An 18412-nucleotide genomic window follows, 5' to 3' on the forward strand; every position below is an offset into this window, starting at 1 on the left:
TTTTGAAACATATCACGAAACTGGATATGTTTTGTCTGCCCGCGCCATCCACCCCGGCGCGGGCATTTTTTTAGTCGTCATTGAGTTAGTGGTCATATTGTCGCGCCCGTAGCGACGCCATCCGTACGTATTATCCCGCCCGATCTCATAAACGCCTGGAGTGACTAAAAGACGCTATGGGGTGAGGCATCGCCCTGTAAGGGGCATAAAAAAGCCGACCTGGCGGTCGGCTTTGTATCAGCATTTACATCATTCTACCGGCTGTGGGCGTGTCGCCGGGGCGCTGGCGTGACGTGTGGCGCTGTGTCCGCCTGCTGCGCCTTTACCTTCAAAGTGGAAGGAAGGGCGCTGCCAGTCGCTATGGTGCGGGGTTTCCGGCACATATTCCGGCGCTGGCGCACGCGTCATCGGCGCGCTGGCGTGGTTATGATCGTCAACGCAGACAACGTCCTGCGGTTTTTCCACCACCTGGGCCGGTGCGATAACGGTTTCTTCTGCCGTGTGCTCCACAACAGCCGCTTCCGCTTTTGTCTCTTCTTCTGGCTCGACAACGACAACATCAGCTACGTTTTCAGCCACCGTAATGGACGCGTCGGCGGTTTCTGCTACCGGTTCGGCGTCAGCAATAACCTCTTGCGCCACCGGCGTATCGCTTTCGGCAATCAGTTGCGGCTGTTCATCAACCGGCGCGGCAATCACTTCCGGATGCGTTGTCTCGACCTCGACGACTTCCGGCGCCTGTGGTTCGGCGACGGTCTGCGGCTCAACGGCAACGTTTTCTACCGCCTGTATCGACGCTTGTGGTTCGAGCGCTACGGTCGCAGCGATAACCTGCTGTTCAGCGACAACCGGTTGTGGCAGCGCCAGATCTGCTTCACGCTGCTCTTCAACAACCTGCGTTTCCTGAGGACGGACAATCGGGTAGCGGATCCAGACTTTACCGGACGCCATTTCCGGCGACGCGCAGGCGACGGTTAGCGGCATCGGCGATTGTGTCGGGTAGCGCTCGTCACGATAGCGACGGCGACGCTGACCGCTTACGCGCAGGTGGCGCGGAGAACGGCGGGAGCGACGCGGCATACCGGTATTATCGCGAGGTTCTACGCTATCATCCTGCTCCGGCGCGATATCGGCGACGACAGGTAAATCAACTTTCGCCAGCTCGGTACGCGGCGCTGGAACGGGCTGTTCAACGTTTTCAACCGGGCGTGGTTCGTCGACGACGACCGGCGTGTCAACCGTTTCAACCACTGCGCTGTTGGTAAAGCGGACTTTCTGATTAAGCTGGCGCTGCTTGCGGCGCGGCTGAACCTGCTGAACGCGTTCTTCCTGCTCGGTCTCCTGGACAGGTTGTTCTTCGCGGTTAAGCGCTTTTACTTCCTGCTGCGCCTGGCGCTTGTCATCATTGCGGCGGCGGCTGCGTTCGCGACGCGGCGTCTGTTGCTGTTCATCGCCGGTTTTCACTTTTTCCGCCGTTTCCTGCTGGCGGGTATCGCGCGTTTCCGCATTTTGCTGCTGCGCCTGGCGACGGTTACGACGATTATCGTCGCGGCTCTCGCCGCCGTCACGTCCGGCACGGTTATCACGGGTGTCGCGGCGTTCGTTACGATCGCGACGGTTGTTCTGCCGTGGCTTGCGACGATCCTGCTGACGCTCCGCTTTTTCTTCCGCTTTCGGCGCGGCTGTTTCGACGGCTTTCGTTTCTTCACCGCTGAACAGTTGTTTCAGCGCGTTAAGGAAGCGGCTAAACAGACCCGGCTGGGCAGGCTGCGCGGCGGCAACATTATCCTTTTTCGCCGTGGCGACGCTAACCGCCGGTTCGACAGGCGTCGGCGCCGGAGGCACATCTGGCATAGCGAATGTCGCCAGCGCAGGCTGTTCCGGGCGTTTACGCTCGGCGTACTCTTCTTCAGAAGGCAGCGCCATCGCTTCTTCGTGCAGCTTCGGCAGCATGTAGCTCAGGGTCGGCGTTTCTTCCCCTTTGCGTACGCGCAGCACGGAATAGTGCGGCGTTTCCATCTGATCGTTCGGGACGATGACACAGCGGACGCCATCCTGACGCGTCTCAATAGCGTTAACTGCCGTCCGTTTTTCGTTAAGCAGATAAGAGGCGATCGGCACCGGAACAATGGCATGGACTTCCTGCGTATTCTCTTTCAGCGCTTCTTCTTCAATCAGGCGCAGAATGGACAGCGACAGAGATTCGTTATCGCGCACGGTGCCGGTACCGCTACAGCGCGGACACACGTGATGGCTGGATTCGCCCAGCGACGGGCTCAGGCGCTGACGCGACATTTCGAGCAGGCCGAAGCGGGAAATATGGCTAATCTGAATACGCGCCCGGTCCTGACGCACCGCTTCACGCAGGCGGTTTTCTACCGCGCGCTGGTGACGTACCGGCGTCATATCGATAAAGTCGATAACGATCAGGCCGCCCAGGTCGCGCAGACGCAACTGGCGGGCAATCTCGTCGGCCGCTTCGAGATTGGTGTTGAACGCGGTTTCTTCGATATCGCCGCCGCGAGTCGCGCGGGCGGAGTTGATATCGATGGCGGTTAACGCTTCGGTACTGTCAATGACGATGGAGCCGCCGGAGGGCAGGCGCACTTCACGCTGGAACGCTGACTCGATCTGCGATTCGATCTGGTAATGGCTGAACAACGGGATTTCACCGGTGTACAGCTTAATTTTGCTGCTAAAATCCGGGCGGCCCAACGCGGCGATATGCTGACGCGCCATTTCCATCACTTTTGGATTGTCGATCAGGATTTCACCGATATCCTGACGCAGATAGTCGCGAAACGCGCGTACGATGACGTTGCTTTCCTGATGGATCAGGAACGGCGCGGGACGGCTTTCAGCGGCTTTCTGAATGGCCTCCCAGTGTTTCAGGCGGAAGCTTAAATCCCACTGCAACGCTTCGGCGGATTTACCCACGCCCGCGGTACGTACGATAAGCCCCATCCCTTCAGGAAGTTCCAGGCTGGCCAACGCTTCTTTTAACTCGGTACGATCGTCGCCTTCAATGCGACGGGAGATACCACCCGCGCGCGGGTTATTCGGCATCAGTACCAGGTAGCTGCCCGCCAGACTGATAAAGGTGGTTAACGCCGCGCCTTTGTTGCCGCGCTCTTCTTTATCGATTTGAACAATGACTTCCTGGCCTTCGCGTAACACGTCTTTAATGTTCGGGCGACCATGAGCGCTGTAGTTAGCGGGGAAATATTCGCGGGCAATTTCTTTTAACGGGAGGAAACCGTGGCGTTCTGCGCCGTAATCAACAAAAGCCGCTTCCAGGCTCGGTTCAATACGGGTAATTTTGCCTTTATAGATGTTCGCTTTTTTCTGCTCGTGTCCGGGGCTTTCTATATCCAGATCGTACAGACGCTGCCCATCTACAAGGGCGACGCGCAACTCTTCCTGCTGAGTCGCGTTGATTAACATTCTTTTCATCGTAACTTACTCATTATTCTTACGTTGACGACTAAGCTGCGGGCATGGTGACGCCTTACCGGGCATGAACCGATGGCCTCGTGACTATTTCGCGTCGCCAACCTCACGGTTATCGTCAGCTCAAAGAGGCGCAGAGTGTCGGTTGCCTGTATTTCATACGGAAACACAGCGCAATTATCAGGGAAGCAGCCTGGGCATTACTCTCCAGAGAAGATCCTATCTACCGGTAAGGACTGCAACCCGCAGCCCGCTAACTGTCTGAAAAATCAATACGTCTTACGCCATTGCTGCGTTGATGATCGGTCAGACAAAATGGGTTATTCCGCTAAACTTTTTGTTTTAACAAGTTTCGGTGCGGAAACCGCATCATTATTCCACTGCTAACCTTGTTATAGCAAGATGACTTTTACCATTTATCACCCGCTTACTCACAGTTTTTTCACCAGCGCGAGCCAATCGCTTTAATAACCAGCAAAACCGCAGTGAAAAATGTTCATCCACTGGCGTAGACGTCTCTATAAGCATAGAAAAATGTGTGGCGCGAATCTCACAGGCTATTTAGAATCGCCCCCCATGAAAACAGAAACGCCATCCGTAAAAATTGTTGCTATCGCCGCTGACGAAGCGGGGCAACGCATTGATAACTTTTTGCGCACCCAACTGAAAGGGGTACCAAAAAGTATGATTTATCGCATCTTGCGTAAAGGCGAGGTGCGGGTGAACAAAAAACGCATTAAACCGGAATACAAACTGGAAGCGGGCGATGAAGTCCGCATTCCGCCGGTTCGCGTTGCTGAACGCGAAGAAGAGGCAGTGTCGCCGCATTTGCAAAAAGTGGCGGCGTTGGCGGACGTCATTTTGTATGAAGACGACCATATTCTGGTGCTGAATAAGCCTTCCGGCACCGCCGTACACGGCGGGAGCGGGTTAAGTTTTGGCGTCATCGAAGGGCTGCGGGCGTTGCGTCCGGAAGCGCGATTCCTGGAACTGGTGCATCGTCTTGACCGCGATACCTCCGGCGTGCTGTTGGTGGCGAAAAAACGCTCCGCGCTGCGTTCGCTGCATGAGCAACTGCGCGAAAAGGGAATGCAGAAAGATTATCTGGCGCTGGTGCGCGGCCAGTGGCAATCGCACGTTAAAACCGTACAGGCGCCATTATTAAAGAACATTCTGCAAAGCGGCGAACGTATTGTTCGCGTGAGCCAGGAAGGCAAACCGTCAGAAACGCGCTTCAAGGTGGAAGAGCGCTATGCCTTCGCCACGCTGGTGCGCTGTAGCCCGGTCACAGGCCGTACGCATCAGATTCGCGTCCATACCCAATATGCCGGTCACCCTATTGCGTTCGACGATCGCTACGGCGACCGTGAGTTTGATCAACAGCTTACCGAAGCGGGAACCGGTCTTAAACGTCTCTTTCTGCACGCCGCGGCGCTGAAGTTCACGCATCCGGGAACGGGCGAAGTCATGCGCATTGAAGCGCCAATGGATAAGCAATTGAAGCGCTGCCTTGAGGTATTACGTAGTAAAGCCTGATGCGCGTTGCTTATCAGGCCTACAATCGTGTGATGCACCGTAGGCCTGATAAGACGCATCGCGTCGCCATCAGGCAGATTAATCAGGCATTCAGCGGGTTCATCTCTTCCCGTCGCAGCATCTGGCACAGGGCAATAAGCGGCAAGCCGATCAGCGTGTTCGGATCACGACCCTCCAGGCGCTCAAATAATGCAATGCCTAAACCTTCGCTTTTAAAACTTCCCGCGCAGTGCAGCGGATGCTCTTTACGGACATAGTCGTCTATTTCCGCTTCGCTTAAATGGCGAAAATGAACGTCAAAAGGCTCCACTTCGGTTTGTAATTGCCCGGAGGCGGAGTTATACAGTGCCAGTCCGGTATAAAACGTCACAATATTTCCGCTGGCTTTGGCTAATTGCTGACGCGCTTTTTCTTCCGTCAGCGGTTTGCCGGTGATTTCGCCGTCCAGAACACAAATTTGGTCGGAGCCAATAATCAAATGATTCGGGAAACGCGCGGCGAGCGATTGCGCCTTCGCCTGCGCCAGCCGCAGCACCAACTGACGCGGCGCTTCGCCCGGCATGGGGGTTTCATCAACATCCGGCGCGGCGCATTCGAAAGGAATCGTCAGCTTTTCCAGCAGCGCGCGACGCCAGGGAGAGGTAGACGCAAGGATGAGACGGGGCATATTTTTTCCCTCAGATATAGCGTAATGATGAGAGCCATCTTAAACTATGCTCTTCGGTCTTCAAGCCTGTCATACTGACTCGTCTTGAGCGAAAATAAGTCTGTAACCCGCAATGTGTGCGAATTATTGGCAAAAGGCAACCGCAGGCTGCCTTTTTCTTTGACTATATGACGTTACGAAGTTAATATGCGCGCCCTATGCAAAAGGTAAAATTACCCCTGACTCTTGATCCGGTTCGTACCGCTCAAAAACGCCTTGATTACCAGGGTATCTATACCCCCGATCAGGTTGAGCGCGTTGCCGAATCTGTAGTCAGTGTGGACAGTGATGTGGAATGCTCCATGTCGTTCGCTATCGATAACCAGCGTCTCGCCGTTTTAACCGGCGATGCGGTCGTTACGGTGTCGCTCGAATGCCAGCGTTGCGGGAAACCGTTTACCCATCAGGTTCACACAACGTATTGTTTTAGCCCTGTTCGTTCCGACGAGCAGGCTGAAGCACTGCCGGAAGCGTATGAGCCGATTGAGGTAAACGAATTCGGCGAAATCGATCTGCTGGCGACGGTTGAAGATGAAATCATCCTCGCCTTGCCGGTAGTTCCGGTGCATGATTCTGAACACTGTGAAGTGTCCGAGGCGGACATGGTCTTTGGCGAACTGCCTGATGAAGCGCAAAAGCCAAACCCATTTGCCGTATTAGCCAGCTTAAAGCGTAAGTAATAGGTCTTCCCCGCGGACGCAGGGATAAACCGTAATTGAGGAGTAAGGTCCATGGCCGTACAACAGAATAAACCAACCCGTTCCAAACGTGGCATGCGTCGTTCCCATGACGCTCTGACCGCAGTCACCAGCCTGTCTGTAGACAAAACTTCTGGTGAAAAACACCTGCGTCACCACATCACTGCCGACGGTTACTACCGCGGCCGTAAGGTCATCGCTAAGTAATCGCGCGATACTCGATGCCTTTTGCATCACAGGCGTGCCTGTGGTGTAAAAGCCGAAGAGTACAAGCGTGATAAAGCTTAGTGAGGATTTCTCCGCGTAAGCGGAGAACACCGAACCAGGCAGCGACGATACCTTGACACGTCTAACCCTGGCGTTAGATGTCATGGGGGGCGATTTTGGTCCTTCCGTGACGGTGCCTGCAGCATTGCAGGCACTGAACGCTAATTCGCAGCTCACTCTTCTTTTAGTCGGGAATCCCGATATTATCACGCCATTACTTGCCAAAGCTGACTTTGAACAACGTTCGCGTCTGCAGATTATCCCTGCACAGTCAGTTATTGCCAGTGATGCCCGGCCTTCGCAGGCGATCCGCGCCAGTCGCGGGACATCCATGCGTGTGGCCCTGGAGCTTGTGAAAGAAGGCCGAGCCGAAGCTTGCGTTAGCGCCGGTAATACCGGGGCGCTGATGGGGCTGGCGAAATTATTGCTCAAGCCTCTTGAGGGGATTGAGCGTCCGGCGTTGGTGACGGTATTACCGCACCAGCAAAAGGGCAAAACGGTAGTGCTTGATTTGGGTGCCAACGTCGACTGTGACAGTACCATGCTGGTGCAGTTTGCCGTGATGGGCGCCGTTTTGGCGGAAGAGGTCGTCGGGATCAAAAATCCCCGCGTGGCGCTACTCAATATCGGGGAAGAAGAAACCAAAGGCCTCGACAGTATTCGCGAAGCCTCTTTAATGTTAAAAACAGTCCCAACCATCAATTACATCGGCTACCTTGAGGCGAATGAGTTACTGACGGGAAAAACCGATGTACTGGTGTGTGACGGCTTTACAGGCAATGTCACACTTAAAACGATGGAGGGGGTTGTCAGAATGTTCCTTTCACTGCTGAAATCACAGGGCGAGGGGAAAAAACGGTCGTGGTGGCTGCTGTTATTAAAACGTTGGTTACAAAAAAGCCTGACGAGGCGATTCAGTCACCTCAACCCCGACCAGTATAATGGCGCCTGTCTGTTAGGATTGCGCGGCACGGTGATAAAAAGTCATGGTGCGGCCAATCAGCGAGCATTTGCAGTCGCGATTGAACAGGCAGTGCAGGCGGTGCAGCGACAAGTTCCTCAGCGAATTGCCGCTCGCCTGGAATCTGTATACCCAGCCGGATTTGAACCGCTGGACGATGGCAAAGGCGTAAACCTGCGGGCGCACAGATAATATCGCTGTCTCCCCGGCGCCGCCAGCGTGCCAGACGTTTACAGGTAACGGTATATAACCGAAAAGTGACTGAGCGTACATGTATACGAAGATTATTGGTACTGGCAGCTATCTGCCCGAACAAGTGCGGACTAACGCCGATCTGGAAAAAATGGTTGAGACCTCTGACGAGTGGATTGTCACTCGTACAGGTATTCGTGAACGCCATATCGCCGCGCCGAATGAAACTGTCGCGACGATGGGCTTTACCGCTGCGAATCGCGCGATTGAGATGGCGGGGATCGATAAAGACCAAATTGGCTTGATTGTGGTGGCTACCACATCAGCAACGCATGCATTTCCAAGCGCGGCATGTCAGATTCAAAGTATGCTCGGTATTAAAGGTTGCCCGGCGTTTGATGTCGCGGCAGCGTGCGCAGGTTTCACCTACGCGTTAAGCATCGCCGACCAGTACGTTAAATCCGGCGCGGTTAAACACGCGCTGGTGGTCGGTTCCGATGTATTAGCCCGCACTTGCGATCCTGGCGATCGCGGTACGATCATTATTTTCGGCGATGGCGCAGGCGCGGCCGTACTGAGCGCTTCTGAAGAACCGGGTATTATCTCCACTCATCTTCATGCCGATGGCCGTTACGGTGAATTACTGACCCTGCCGAATGCCGATCGCGTAAATCCGGATAACCCGATTTACCTGACAATGGCGGGCAATGAAGTCTTTAAAGTGGCGGTCACTGAACTGGCGCATATTGTCGATGAGACGCTGGCGGCTAATAACCTGGATCGCTCAGAACTCGATTGGCTGGTGCCGCATCAGGCTAACCTGCGTATCATTAGCGCGACAGCGAAAAAACTCGGCATGTCGATGGACAATGTCGTCGTCACGCTGGACAGGCACGGCAATACCTCCGCGGCTTCTGTGCCGTGCGCGCTGGATGAAGCCGTGCGTGACGGGCGAATTAAAGCCGGTCAGCTGGTATTGCTTGAAGCCTTCGGGGGTGGATTCACCTGGGGCTCCGCGCTGATTCGTTTCTAGTATAAGGATTTAAACATGACGCAATTTGCATTTGTGTTCCCCGGTCAGGGTTCTCAGAGCGTTGGGATGTTGGCCGAAATGGCGGCAAATTACCCTATCGTAGAAGAAACGTTTGCTGAAGCTTCTGCGGCTCTGGGATATGATCTGTGGGCGCTCACCCAGCAAGGTCCAGCGGAAGAATTGAATAAAACCTGGCAGACGCAGCCGGCGTTATTAACCGCTTCCGTCGCGCTTTGGCGCGTTTGGCAGCAGCAGGGCGGTAAAATGCCTGCGTTAATGGCGGGTCACAGCCTGGGCGAATACTCCGCGCTGGTTTGCGCTGGCGTCATCAACTTTGCTGATGCCGTTCGTCTGGTGGAAATGCGTGGTAAATTCATGCAGGAAGCGGTTCCGGAAGGCACTGGCGGCATGTCTGCGATCATCGGGCTGGATGATGCCTCTATTGCTAAAGCCTGTGAAGAATCTGCCGAAGGGCAGGTTGTTTCGCCGGTTAACTTTAACTCGCCGGGACAGGTGGTTATCGCCGGGCATAAAGAGGCGGTAGAACGCGCGGGCGCAGCCTGTAAAGCCGCTGGCGCGAAACGCGCGCTGCCGCTGCCGGTGAGCGTACCGTCGCACTGCGCGCTGATGAAACCAGCGGCAGATAAGCTGGCGGTTGAATTAGCCAAAATTACCTTTAACGCGCCAACGGTGCCGGTAGTGAACAACGTTGACGTGAAATGTGAAACCGATGCCGCCGCTATCCGCGATGCGCTGGTTCGCCAGTTGTACAATCCGGTACAGTGGACGAAGAGCGTGGAATTTATCGCGGCGCAGGGCGTTGAACATCTTTATGAAGTGGGTCCAGGTAAAGTCCTCACTGGTCTGACGAAACGTATTGTCGACACCCTGACAGCGTCGGCGCTGAACGAGCCGGCGGCGCTGTCTGCGGCACTTACGCAATAAAAGAGGAAAACCATGAGCTTTGAAGGAAAGATTGCGCTGGTGACTGGTGCAAGCCGTGGCATAGGCCGCGCAATTGCAGAGACTCTCGTTGCCCGCGGCGCGAAAGTTATCGGGACTGCGACCAGTGAAAATGGTGCGAAGAACATTAGCGACTATTTAGGTGCTAACGGGAAAGGTTTGATGTTGAATGTGACCGATCCTGCATCTATTGAATCTGTTCTGGAAAATATTCGCGCAGAATTTGGTGAAGTGGATATCCTGGTTAATAATGCCGGTATCACTCGTGATAATCTGTTGATGCGAATGAAAGATGATGAGTGGAACGATATTATCGAAACCAACTTATCATCCGTTTTCCGCCTGTCAAAAGCGGTAATGCGCGCTATGATGAAAAAGCGTTGTGGTCGCATTATCACTATTGGTTCTGTGGTTGGTACCATGGGAAATGCAGGTCAGGCAAACTACGCTGCGGCGAAAGCGGGCCTGATCGGTTTCAGTAAATCACTGGCGCGTGAAGTTGCGTCCCGTGGTATTACTGTCAATGTTGTGGCTCCGGGTTTTATTGAAACGGACATGACGCGTGCGCTGTCTGACGATCAGCGTGCGGGTATCCTGGCGCAGGTGCCTGCGGGTCGCCTCGGCGGCGCTCAGGAAATCGCCAGTGCGGTTGCATTTTTAGCCTCTGACGAAGCGAGTTACATCACTGGTGAGACTCTGCACGTCAACGGCGGAATGTACATGGTTTAATCACGATTGAAAAATATTTGCGTTATTAGGGCGAAAGGCCGCAAAATAACGTAAAATCGTGGTAAGACCTGCCGGGATTTAGTTGCAAATTTTTCAACATTTTATACACTACGAAAACCATCGCGAAAGCGAGTTTTGATAGGAAATTTAAGAGTATGAGCACTATCGAAGAACGCGTTAAGAAAATTATCGGCGAACAGCTGGGCGTTAAGCAGGAAGAAGTAACCAACAATGCTTCTTTCGTTGAAGACCTGGGCGCAGATTCTCTTGACACCGTTGAGCTGGTAATGGCTCTGGAAGAAGAGTTTGATACTGAGATTCCGGACGAAGAAGCTGAGAAAATCACCACCGTTCAGGCTGCCATTGATTACATCAACGGCCACCAGGCGTAAGTGAACATCTCCAGGCGGTCGTTCGACCGCCTGAGTTTTATCTTTTTGTCCCACTAGAATCATTTTCCCTCCCTGGAGGACAACCGTGTCTAAGCGTCGTGTAGTTGTGACCGGACTGGGCATGTTGTCTCCTGTCGGCAATACCGTAGAGTCTACCTGGAAAGCTCTCCTTGCCGGTCAGAGTGGCATCAGCCTGATCGACCATTTCGATACTAGCGCCTATGCAACGAAATTTGCTGGCTTAGTAAAGGATTTTAACTGTGATGACATTATCTCGCGCAAAGAGCAGCGCAAGATGGATGCCTTCATTCAATATGGAATTGTCGCTGGCGTACAGGCCATGCAGGATTCTGGCCTTGAAGTGACGGAAGAGAACGCAAGCCGTATTGGCGCCGCTATCGGCTCCGGTATCGGTGGTCTCGGTCTGATCGAAGAAAACCACAGTTCGCTGGTAAAAGGCGGACCGCGTAAGATTAGCCCGTTCTTTGTCCCGTCGACGATTGTTAACATGGTAGCAGGCCATCTGACTATCATGTATGGCCTGCGTGGGCCAAGCATCTCTATTGCGACTGCCTGTACTTCAGGCGTGCATAACATCGGCCATGCCGCGCGTATCATCGCCTATGGCGATGCGGACGCGATGGTGGCAGGTGGCGCAGAAAAAGCCAGTACGCCGCTGGGTGTAGGTGGTTTTGGCGCAGCGCGCGCGCTGTCGACCCGCAACGATAACCCACAGGCGGCGAGCCGTCCGTGGGATAAAGAACGCGATGGTTTTGTACTGGGCGACGGTGCCGGTATGTTGGTGCTTGAAGAGTACGAACATGCAAAAGCGCGTGGTGCGAAAATCTATGCTGAAATCGTCGGCTTTGGTATGAGCAGCGATGCTTACCATATGACGTCGCCGCCGGAAAATGGCGCAGGCGCTGCGCTGGCGATGGTTAACGCGTTGCGTGATGCCGCGATTGAGCCTGCTCAGATTGGCTACGTCAACGCGCACGGCACGTCGACGCCTGCCGGCGACAAAGCTGAGACGCAGGCGGTTAAGTCAGTCTTTGGCGATGCCGCAAGGCGAGTGATGGTGAGCTCGACCAAATCGATGACCGGCCATCTGTTGGGCGCCGCAGGCGCAGTAGAGTCTATTTTCTCTATTCTGGCGCTACGCGATCAGGCCATTCCGCCAACCATTAATCTGGATAACCCGGATGAAGGTTGCGATCTGGACTTCGTGCCGCATGAAGCGCGCCAGGTCAGCGATCTGGAGTACGCTCTGTGTAACTCCTTTGGCTTTGGCGGAACTAACGGTTCCTTGATTTTTAAAAAGATCTAAGTTAAGCCAGAGACAGACATTAATAAAAAGGTCCGCTTGTCGGGCCTTTTTTATCAGGCATATCACCTCTTGTTCTGCGTTATTCATCCTGCCACACTAGCAGGCGACGGATAAGGAGCCACTATGTTTTTAATTAATGGCCATGCGCAGGATCAACTTGCTGTAAGCGACCGGGCGACGCAGTTCGGCGATGGCAGTTTTACGACCGCACGTATTGTTGATGGCAACATTTGCCATCTGGAAGCGCATCTTCAGCGCTTGCAGGTTGCCTGTGAAAAATTACGGATCGCTTTTAGCCATTGGTCGACCCTTCGGCAAGAGATGACAATGTTGGCCACAGGGCATGATTCAGGCGTGTTGAAAGTGATCATTAGCCGTGGTAGCGGCGGCCGGGGATACAGCGCCATGAATTGTCAGGCAGCTACCCGAATCCTCTCCGTTTCTGCTTATCCCGCTTATTATTCTCAGTGGCGTAAGCAAGGCATCACTCTTACCCTTAGTCCCATACCGCTTGGGCGCAATCCTTATCTTGCCGGATTAAAACATCTGAACCGCCTCGAACAGGTGTTGATTCGCTCTCATCTTGAGCAGACGGACGCCGATGAGGCGCTGGTTCTTGACAGCGAGGGATGGGTTACGGAATGCTGTGCGGCTAATTTGTTCTGGCGTACAGGCGACATTGTTTTTACGCCGCGTCTGGATCAGGCCGGGGTGAACGGCATTATGCGACAATTTTGTTTACGCCAACTGGCGCAATCTCCTTTCCAGGTTCTTGAAGTACAGGCGAGAGAGGAGGCAGTCAGGCAGGCGGATGAGATTATCATCTGCAACGCGCTAATGCCGATTATTCCCATACGCGCCTATCACGGGACGTCGTATTCTTCGCGAACACTGTTTCAATTTTTAGCCCCATTTTGTGAGCATCCGAATTAGTTATGAAAAAATTGTCAGGCGTTTTCCTTCTGCTGTTGGTTGTGCTGGGTATTGCCGTGGGCGTGGGGATGTGGAAAGTTCGCCATCTGGCGAACAGCACGTTACTTATTAAAAACGAGACTATCTTTACGCTCAAGGCGGGAACGGGGCGGCTGGCGCTTGGCGACCAGCTTTATGATGAAAAAATCATTAATCGCCCCCGGGTATTTCAGTGGCTGCTGCGCGTGGAGCCTGAGTTATCGCACTTTAAAGCGGGAACTTACCGTTTTACGCCGGGGATGACCGTACGGGAGATGCTTGAGTTGCTGGAGAGCGGCAAAGAAGCGCAATTCCCGTTGCGGTTTGTGGAAGGGATGCGCCTTAGCGACTACCTAAAACAGCTACGAGAGGCGCCGTATATTCGCCATACATTGCCGGATGATGACTACGCCACTGTCGCTCAGGCATTAAAGCTTGCGCATCCGGAATGGGTAGAAGGGTGGTTCTGGCCCGATACCTGGATGTATACCGCCAACACCAGCGATGTCGCTATTCTCAAGCGAGCGCACCAAAAGATGGTGAAAGCTGTCGATACTGTCTGGAAAGGCCGGGCCGAGGGGCTGCCTTATAAAGATCAGAACCAACTGGTGACAATGGCCTCGATTATTGAAAAAGAAACGGCTGTCGCCAGCGAACGCGATCAGGTGGCCTCAGTCTTTATTAATCGCCTGAGAATCGGTATGCGCCTTCAGACCGATCCCACCGTGATTTACGGAATGGGGACGAGTTATAATGGTAACTTGTCGCGTGCGGATCTGGAAAAGCCGACGGCTTATAACACGTATACCATAACCGGGCTGCCGCCAGGACCGATTGCATCGCCCAGCGAAGCGTCATTGCAGGCGGCGGCGCATCCGGCGAAAACGCCGTATCTCTATTTTGTGGCCGACGGTAAAGGCGGTCACACATTTAACACCAATCTTGCCAGCCATAATCGGTCAGTGCAGGAGTACCTGAAAGTGCTTAAGGAAAAAAATGGGCAGTAATTATATCGTCATCGAGGGCCTGGAAGGCGCCGGAAAAACCACTGCGCGCGACGTGGTGGTGGAGACCCTTGAGCAACTGGGTATTCGTAATATGATTTTTACCCGAGAGCCGGGCGGGACGCAACTTGCCGAAAAACTAAGAAGTCTGGTGCTGGATATCCGATCGGTAGGCGACGAAGTGATTACCGATAAAGCGGAAGTGCTGATGTTTTATGCCGCTCGCGTACAGCTCGTCGAAACGGTAATCAAACCCGCGCTGGCGCAAGGCATATGGGTGATCGGCGATCGCCACGATCTCTCGACACAGGCGTATCAGGGGGGAGGGCGCGGCATTGATCAAACCATGCTGGCGACACTACGCGATGCCGTGCTGGGCGATTTTCGTCCTGACCTGACGCTGTATCTGGATGTCACGCCGGAAGTCGGGCTAAAACGCGCCAGAGCGCGCGGCGATTTGGATCGCATTGAGCAGGAATCTTTTGATTTCTTTAACCGGACTCGCGCGCGCTATCTGGAACTGGCGGCGCAAGACTCGCGTATCCGCACCATTGACGCGACCCAGCCGCTGGATGCCGTCATGCGCGACATTCGCGCCACGGTGACGAAGTGGGTGCAGGAGCAAGCGGCATGAAATGGTATCCATGGTTACGGCCCGCCTATGAAAAACTGGTAGAAAGTTACCAGGCGGGACGTGGGCACCATGCGCTACTGATTCAGGCCTTACCTGGCATGGGCGACGAGGCGCTGTGCTATGCGCTGAGCCGTTATCTGTTATGCCAGCAGCCTGAGGGCCACAAAAGCTGTGGGCATTGCCGTGGCTGTCAGCTTATGCAGGCTGGCACGCATCCGGACTATTACACGCTGACGCCGGATAAAGGCAAAAGCAGCCTCGGCGTAGATGCGGTACGCGAGGTCAGCGAGAAATTGTACGAGCACTCCCGTCTGGGCGGTGCGAAGGTGGTGTGGATTGCGGATGCGGCGCTATTAACCGACGCCGCCGCCAATGCGTTGCTCAAAACGCTGGAAGAGCCGCCGGAGCAAACCTGGTTTTTCCTTGCCAGCCCGGAGCCAGCTCGTCTGTTGGCGACATTACGCAGCCGCTGCCGGCTGCATCATCTGGCGCCGCCGTCCGAATCGTATGCGATGTCATGGCTGTCGCGAGAAGTGACGGCGTCACAAGAAGCATTGCTCACGGCGCTACGCCTGAATGCGGGGTCGCCCGGCGCCGCGCTGGCGCTGTTGCAGTCTGAACGCTGGGCGCAGCGTGAGGCGCTGTGTCAGGCGTTAATGGACAGTTTGCATACGGGCGACTGGTATGCGTTATTAACGGCGCTCAATCATGAGCAAGCCCCGGCGCGCCTGCACTGGCTGGCGACGCTGCTGGTAGACGCGCTGAAACGTCAGCACGGCGCGTCGTACCTGACAAACGTTGATGCGGACGCGGTTGTTGCCGCGCTGGCGGGGCCGCTATCCCCGGCGCGTATTCAGGCAATCCTGAACGATGTTTGCCATTGTCGTGATCAATTACTTCATGTGACCGGATTAAACCGCGAACTGGTATTAACCGATCTCATTCTCCGCATCGAGCATTACCTGCAACCAGGCACCTTGTTGCCTGTTCCTCATCTTTGAGAGAGACATTATGTTTTTAGTCGACTCACACTGCCATCTTGATGGTCTGGATTATCAATCTTTGCATAAGGACGTGGACGATGTGCTGGCAAAAGCCGCCGCGCGCGATGTGAAGTTCTGTTTAGCGGTGGCGACGACGCTGCCGGGGTATCGCCATATGCGCGAGCTGGTGGGCAAGCGCGATAATGTGGTCTTTTCCTGCGGCGTGCATCCGTTAAATCAGGATGAAGCATATGACGTAGAAGAACTGCGCCTCCTTGCTGCAGAAGACGATGTGGTGGCGATGGGCGAGACCGGGCTTGATTACTTTTACACGCCTGAGACCAAAATCCGCCAGCAGGCGTCTTTTATTCATCATATCCAGATTGGCCGCGAATTGCATAAACCGGTGATTGTCCATACTCGCGACGCGCGTGCCGATACGCTGGCTATCCTGCGCGAAGAAAAAGTGACGGATTGCGGCGGCGTACTACACTGTTTTACAGAAGACAGAGAAACGGCCGGCAAATTGCTGGATCTGGGGTTTTATATCTCTTTTTCCGGCATCGTAACGTTCCGTAACGCTGAACAGTTGCGTGATGCGGCGCGCTATGTGCCGCTGGATCGGTTATTAGTCGAGACCGATTCTCCTTATCTGGCGCCGGTGCCGCATCGCGGTAAAGAGAACCAGCCTGCGATGGTACGCGACGTCGCAGAATATATGGCGGTATTGAAAGGGGTTGCCGTTGAAGAACTGGCGCAGATCACCACCGATAACTTTGCTCGCCTGTTCCATATTGACGCGTCTCGCCTGTCATCAATCCGTTAAACGAGTTTTTTTAAAGCTCGTAATTAATAAGCAAAGCGCGTAAAGTTCACCGCCACAAAAGGGGCGGTGAACGAGCTTATAGAAACATTCGGAAACTCATTTTGGCAGAATGTGATACTTTTTAGGCTATCTGGCGCTGAAACGTGATAGCCGTCAAACAAAATCAGACGTATTTATTTTACTCTGTGTAATAAATAAAAGGGCACTTAGATGTCCTGTCCACGGCGGGGTTCTCCCCCCTCGCCAATGCGTGAGAACGTAGAAAAGCACAAATACTCAGGAGCACTCTCAATTATGTTTAAGAATGCATTTGCTAACCTGCAAAAGGTCGGTAAATCGCTGATGCTGCCGGTATCCGTACTCCCTATCGCAGGTATCCTGCTGGGTGTCGGTTCCGCTAACTTCAGCTGGCTGCCAGCCGTTGTATCGCACGTTATGGCAGAAGCGGGCGGATCTGTTTTTGCCAATATGCCGCTGATTTTCGCTATCGGCGTGGCGTTGGGCTTTACCAACAACGACGGCGTTTCGGCTCTGGCGGCGGTAGTAGCGTATGGCATCATGGTGAAAACCATGGCTGTGGTTGCGCCGCTGGTTCTGCATTTACCTGCTGAAGAGATCGCCGCTAAACACCTTGCTGATACGGGTGTTCTCGGGGGGATTATCTCCGGTGCGATCGCAGCGTATATGTTTAACCGCTTCTACCGTATCAAACTGCCTGAGTATCTGGGCTTCTTTGCGGGCAAACGCTTCGTGCCGATCATTTCGGGTCTGGCCGCTATTTTTACCGGTGTGGTGCTGTCTTTCGTATGGCCGCCAATCGGTACGGCTATCCAGGCGTTCTCGCAGTGGGCGGCTTATCAGAACCCGGTTGTCGCGTTTGGTATTTACGGTTTTATCGAGCGTTGCCTGGTGCCGTTTGGTCTGCATCATATCTGGAACGTTCCTTTCCAGATGCAGATCGGCGAATACACCAACGCAGCGGGTCAGGTATTCCACGGCGACATTCCGCGCTATATGGCGGGCGACCCGACGGCGGGTATGTTGTCTGGCGGCTTCCTGTTCAAAATGTACGGTCTGCCGGCTGCGGCCATTGCTATCTGGCACTCTGCTAAACCGGAAAACCGCGCAAAAGTGGGCGGTATCATGATTTCCGCCGCGCTGACCTCGTTTTTGACGGGTATTACCGAGCCTATCGAGTTCTCCTTCATGTTCGTGGCGCCGATCCTGTACATCATTCACGCGATTCTGGCAGGTCTGGCATTCCCGATCTGTATCCTGCTGGGGATGCGTGACGGTACGTCGTTCTCCCACGGTCTGATCGACTTTATCGTGCTGTCCGGTAACAGCAGCAAATTGTGGCTGTTCCCGATTGTTGGCGCCGGTTATGCGATTGTGTACTACACCGTCTTCCGCGTGCTGATCAAAGCGCTGGATTTGAAAACGCCGGGTCGTGAAGACACTACTGATGACGCAAAAGCGGGCGCGACCAGCGAAATGGCGCCGGCTTTGGTTGCGGCGTTTGGCGGTAAAGAGAACATCACTAACCTGGATGCCTGTATCACGCGTCTGCGCGTGAGCGTAGCCGATGTAGCGAAAGTGGATCAGGCTGGCCTGAAGAAACTGGGTGCGGCAGGCGTTGTCGTCGCGGGTTCCGGCGTTCAGGCTATTTTCGGTACGAAATCCGATAACCTGAAAACGGAAATGGATGAGTACATCCGTAACAGCTAAGCAGTAATGATGTTGGGGAGAATTAAGGCAGC

17 protein-coding genes are annotated in these 18412 nt (G+C 54.2%); 15 read left to right on the forward strand and 2 right to left on the reverse strand.

Features of this window, described 5'->3' with window-relative positions; all coding sequences use genetic code 11:
- Positions 1–249 precede the first annotated feature (249 nt).
- Positions 250–3453: a ribonuclease E gene (rne, locus tag J4650_RS00675; protein WP_023993490.1), complete on the reverse strand. Its 3204-nt coding sequence runs from the start codon at positions 3451–3453 to the stop codon at positions 250–252.
- 573 nt (positions 3454–4026) lie between these two features.
- On the opposite strand from rne, the gene rluC reads away from it, so the two are divergent.
- The gene (gene rluC / locus J4650_RS00680) at positions 4027–4986 is read left to right on the forward strand and encodes a 23S rRNA pseudouridine(955/2504/2580) synthase RluC (RefSeq protein ID WP_000846318.1); all 960 of its coding nucleotides are present in this window, start codon (positions 4027–4029) and stop codon (positions 4984–4986) included.
- 82 nt (positions 4987–5068) lie between these two features.
- Here rluC and J4650_RS00685 read toward each other — a convergent pair whose 3' ends face one another.
- A complete protein-coding gene (locus tag J4650_RS00685; protein WP_023233938.1) occupies positions 5069–5653 on the reverse strand; it encodes a nucleoside triphosphate pyrophosphatase in 585 nt (194 codons plus the stop codon).
- A 197-nt stretch (positions 5654–5850) separates the two neighbouring features.
- Here J4650_RS00685 and yceD point away from each other — a divergent pair, with 197 nt between their 5' ends.
- From yceD to ptsG, 14 genes are all read left to right on the forward strand, one after another.
- Entirely contained in the window at positions 5851–6372 is a 522-nt protein-coding gene (yceD, locus tag J4650_RS00690) for a 23S rRNA accumulation protein YceD (RefSeq protein WP_001174492.1), read from the forward strand.
- A gap of 51 nt (positions 6373–6423) precedes the next feature.
- Positions 6424–6597: a 50S ribosomal protein L32 gene (gene rpmF, locus J4650_RS00695; protein ID WP_000290727.1), complete on the forward strand. Its 174-nt coding sequence runs from the start codon at positions 6424–6426 to the stop codon at positions 6595–6597.
- 133 nt (positions 6598–6730) lie between these two features.
- Entirely contained in the window at positions 6731–7810 is a 1080-nt protein-coding gene (plsX, locus tag J4650_RS00700; RefSeq protein WP_001518286.1) for a phosphate acyltransferase PlsX, read from the forward strand.
- Between the two features lie 79 nt (positions 7811–7889).
- Complete coding sequence (gene fabH, locus J4650_RS00705; protein WP_000288148.1) at positions 7890–8843, forward strand: beta-ketoacyl-ACP synthase III; 954 nt, start codon at positions 7890–7892, stop codon at positions 8841–8843.
- A 15-nt stretch (positions 8844–8858) separates the two neighbouring features.
- Positions 8859–9788: an ACP S-malonyltransferase gene (fabD, locus tag J4650_RS00710; RefSeq protein ID WP_001529843.1), complete on the forward strand. Its 930-nt coding sequence runs from the start codon at positions 8859–8861 to the stop codon at positions 9786–9788.
- A 12-nt stretch (positions 9789–9800) separates the two neighbouring features.
- On the forward strand, positions 9801–10535 hold the full coding sequence (gene fabG / locus J4650_RS00715) for a 3-oxoacyl-ACP reductase FabG (RefSeq protein WP_000007236.1): 735 nt from the start codon (positions 9801–9803) through the stop codon (positions 10533–10535).
- A 155-nt stretch (positions 10536–10690) separates the two neighbouring features.
- Entirely contained in the window at positions 10691–10927 is a 237-nt protein-coding gene (gene acpP / locus J4650_RS00720; RefSeq protein WP_000103754.1) for an acyl carrier protein, read from the forward strand.
- A gap of 85 nt (positions 10928–11012) precedes the next feature.
- Positions 11013–12254: a beta-ketoacyl-ACP synthase II gene (gene fabF / locus J4650_RS00725; RefSeq protein WP_023993489.1), complete on the forward strand. Its 1242-nt coding sequence runs from the start codon at positions 11013–11015 to the stop codon at positions 12252–12254.
- A gap of 123 nt (positions 12255–12377) precedes the next feature.
- Positions 12378–13187 carry an aminodeoxychorismate lyase gene (pabC, locus tag J4650_RS00730; RefSeq protein WP_000478660.1) on the forward strand — a complete coding sequence of 270 codons (810 nt, stop codon included), beginning with the start codon at positions 12378–12380 and terminating at the stop codon, positions 13185–13187.
- Between the two features lie 2 nt (positions 13188–13189).
- Entirely contained in the window at positions 13190–14212 is a 1023-nt protein-coding gene (gene yceG / locus J4650_RS00735) for a cell division protein YceG (RefSeq protein ID WP_023993488.1), read from the forward strand.
- On the forward strand, positions 14202–14843 hold the full coding sequence (gene tmk / locus J4650_RS00740; protein WP_000535396.1) for a dTMP kinase: 642 nt from the start codon (positions 14202–14204) through the stop codon (positions 14841–14843). The genes yceG and tmk overlap by 11 nt, the downstream gene beginning before the upstream one ends.
- Positions 14840–15844 (forward strand): DNA polymerase III subunit delta', encoded by a 1005-nt coding sequence (gene holB, locus J4650_RS00745; protein ID WP_000872450.1) that lies wholly within the window; start codon positions 14840–14842, stop codon positions 15842–15844. Before tmk ends, holB begins: the two co-directional genes overlap by 4 nt.
- A gap of 10 nt (positions 15845–15854) precedes the next feature.
- A complete protein-coding gene (locus J4650_RS00750; RefSeq protein ID WP_000480268.1) occupies positions 15855–16652 on the forward strand; it encodes a metal-dependent hydrolase in 798 nt (265 codons plus the stop codon).
- A gap of 294 nt (positions 16653–16946) precedes the next feature.
- The gene (gene ptsG / locus J4650_RS00755) at positions 16947–18380 is read left to right on the forward strand and encodes a PTS glucose transporter subunit IIBC (protein ID WP_000475705.1); all 1434 of its coding nucleotides are present in this window, start codon (positions 16947–16949) and stop codon (positions 18378–18380) included.
- Positions 18381–18412: the final 32 nt, after the last annotated feature.

This window comes from Salmonella sp. 32120201201600049SM, from assembly GCF_017572835.1.
Lineage (GTDB): Bacteria > Pseudomonadota > Gammaproteobacteria > Enterobacterales > Enterobacteriaceae > Salmonella > Salmonella enterica.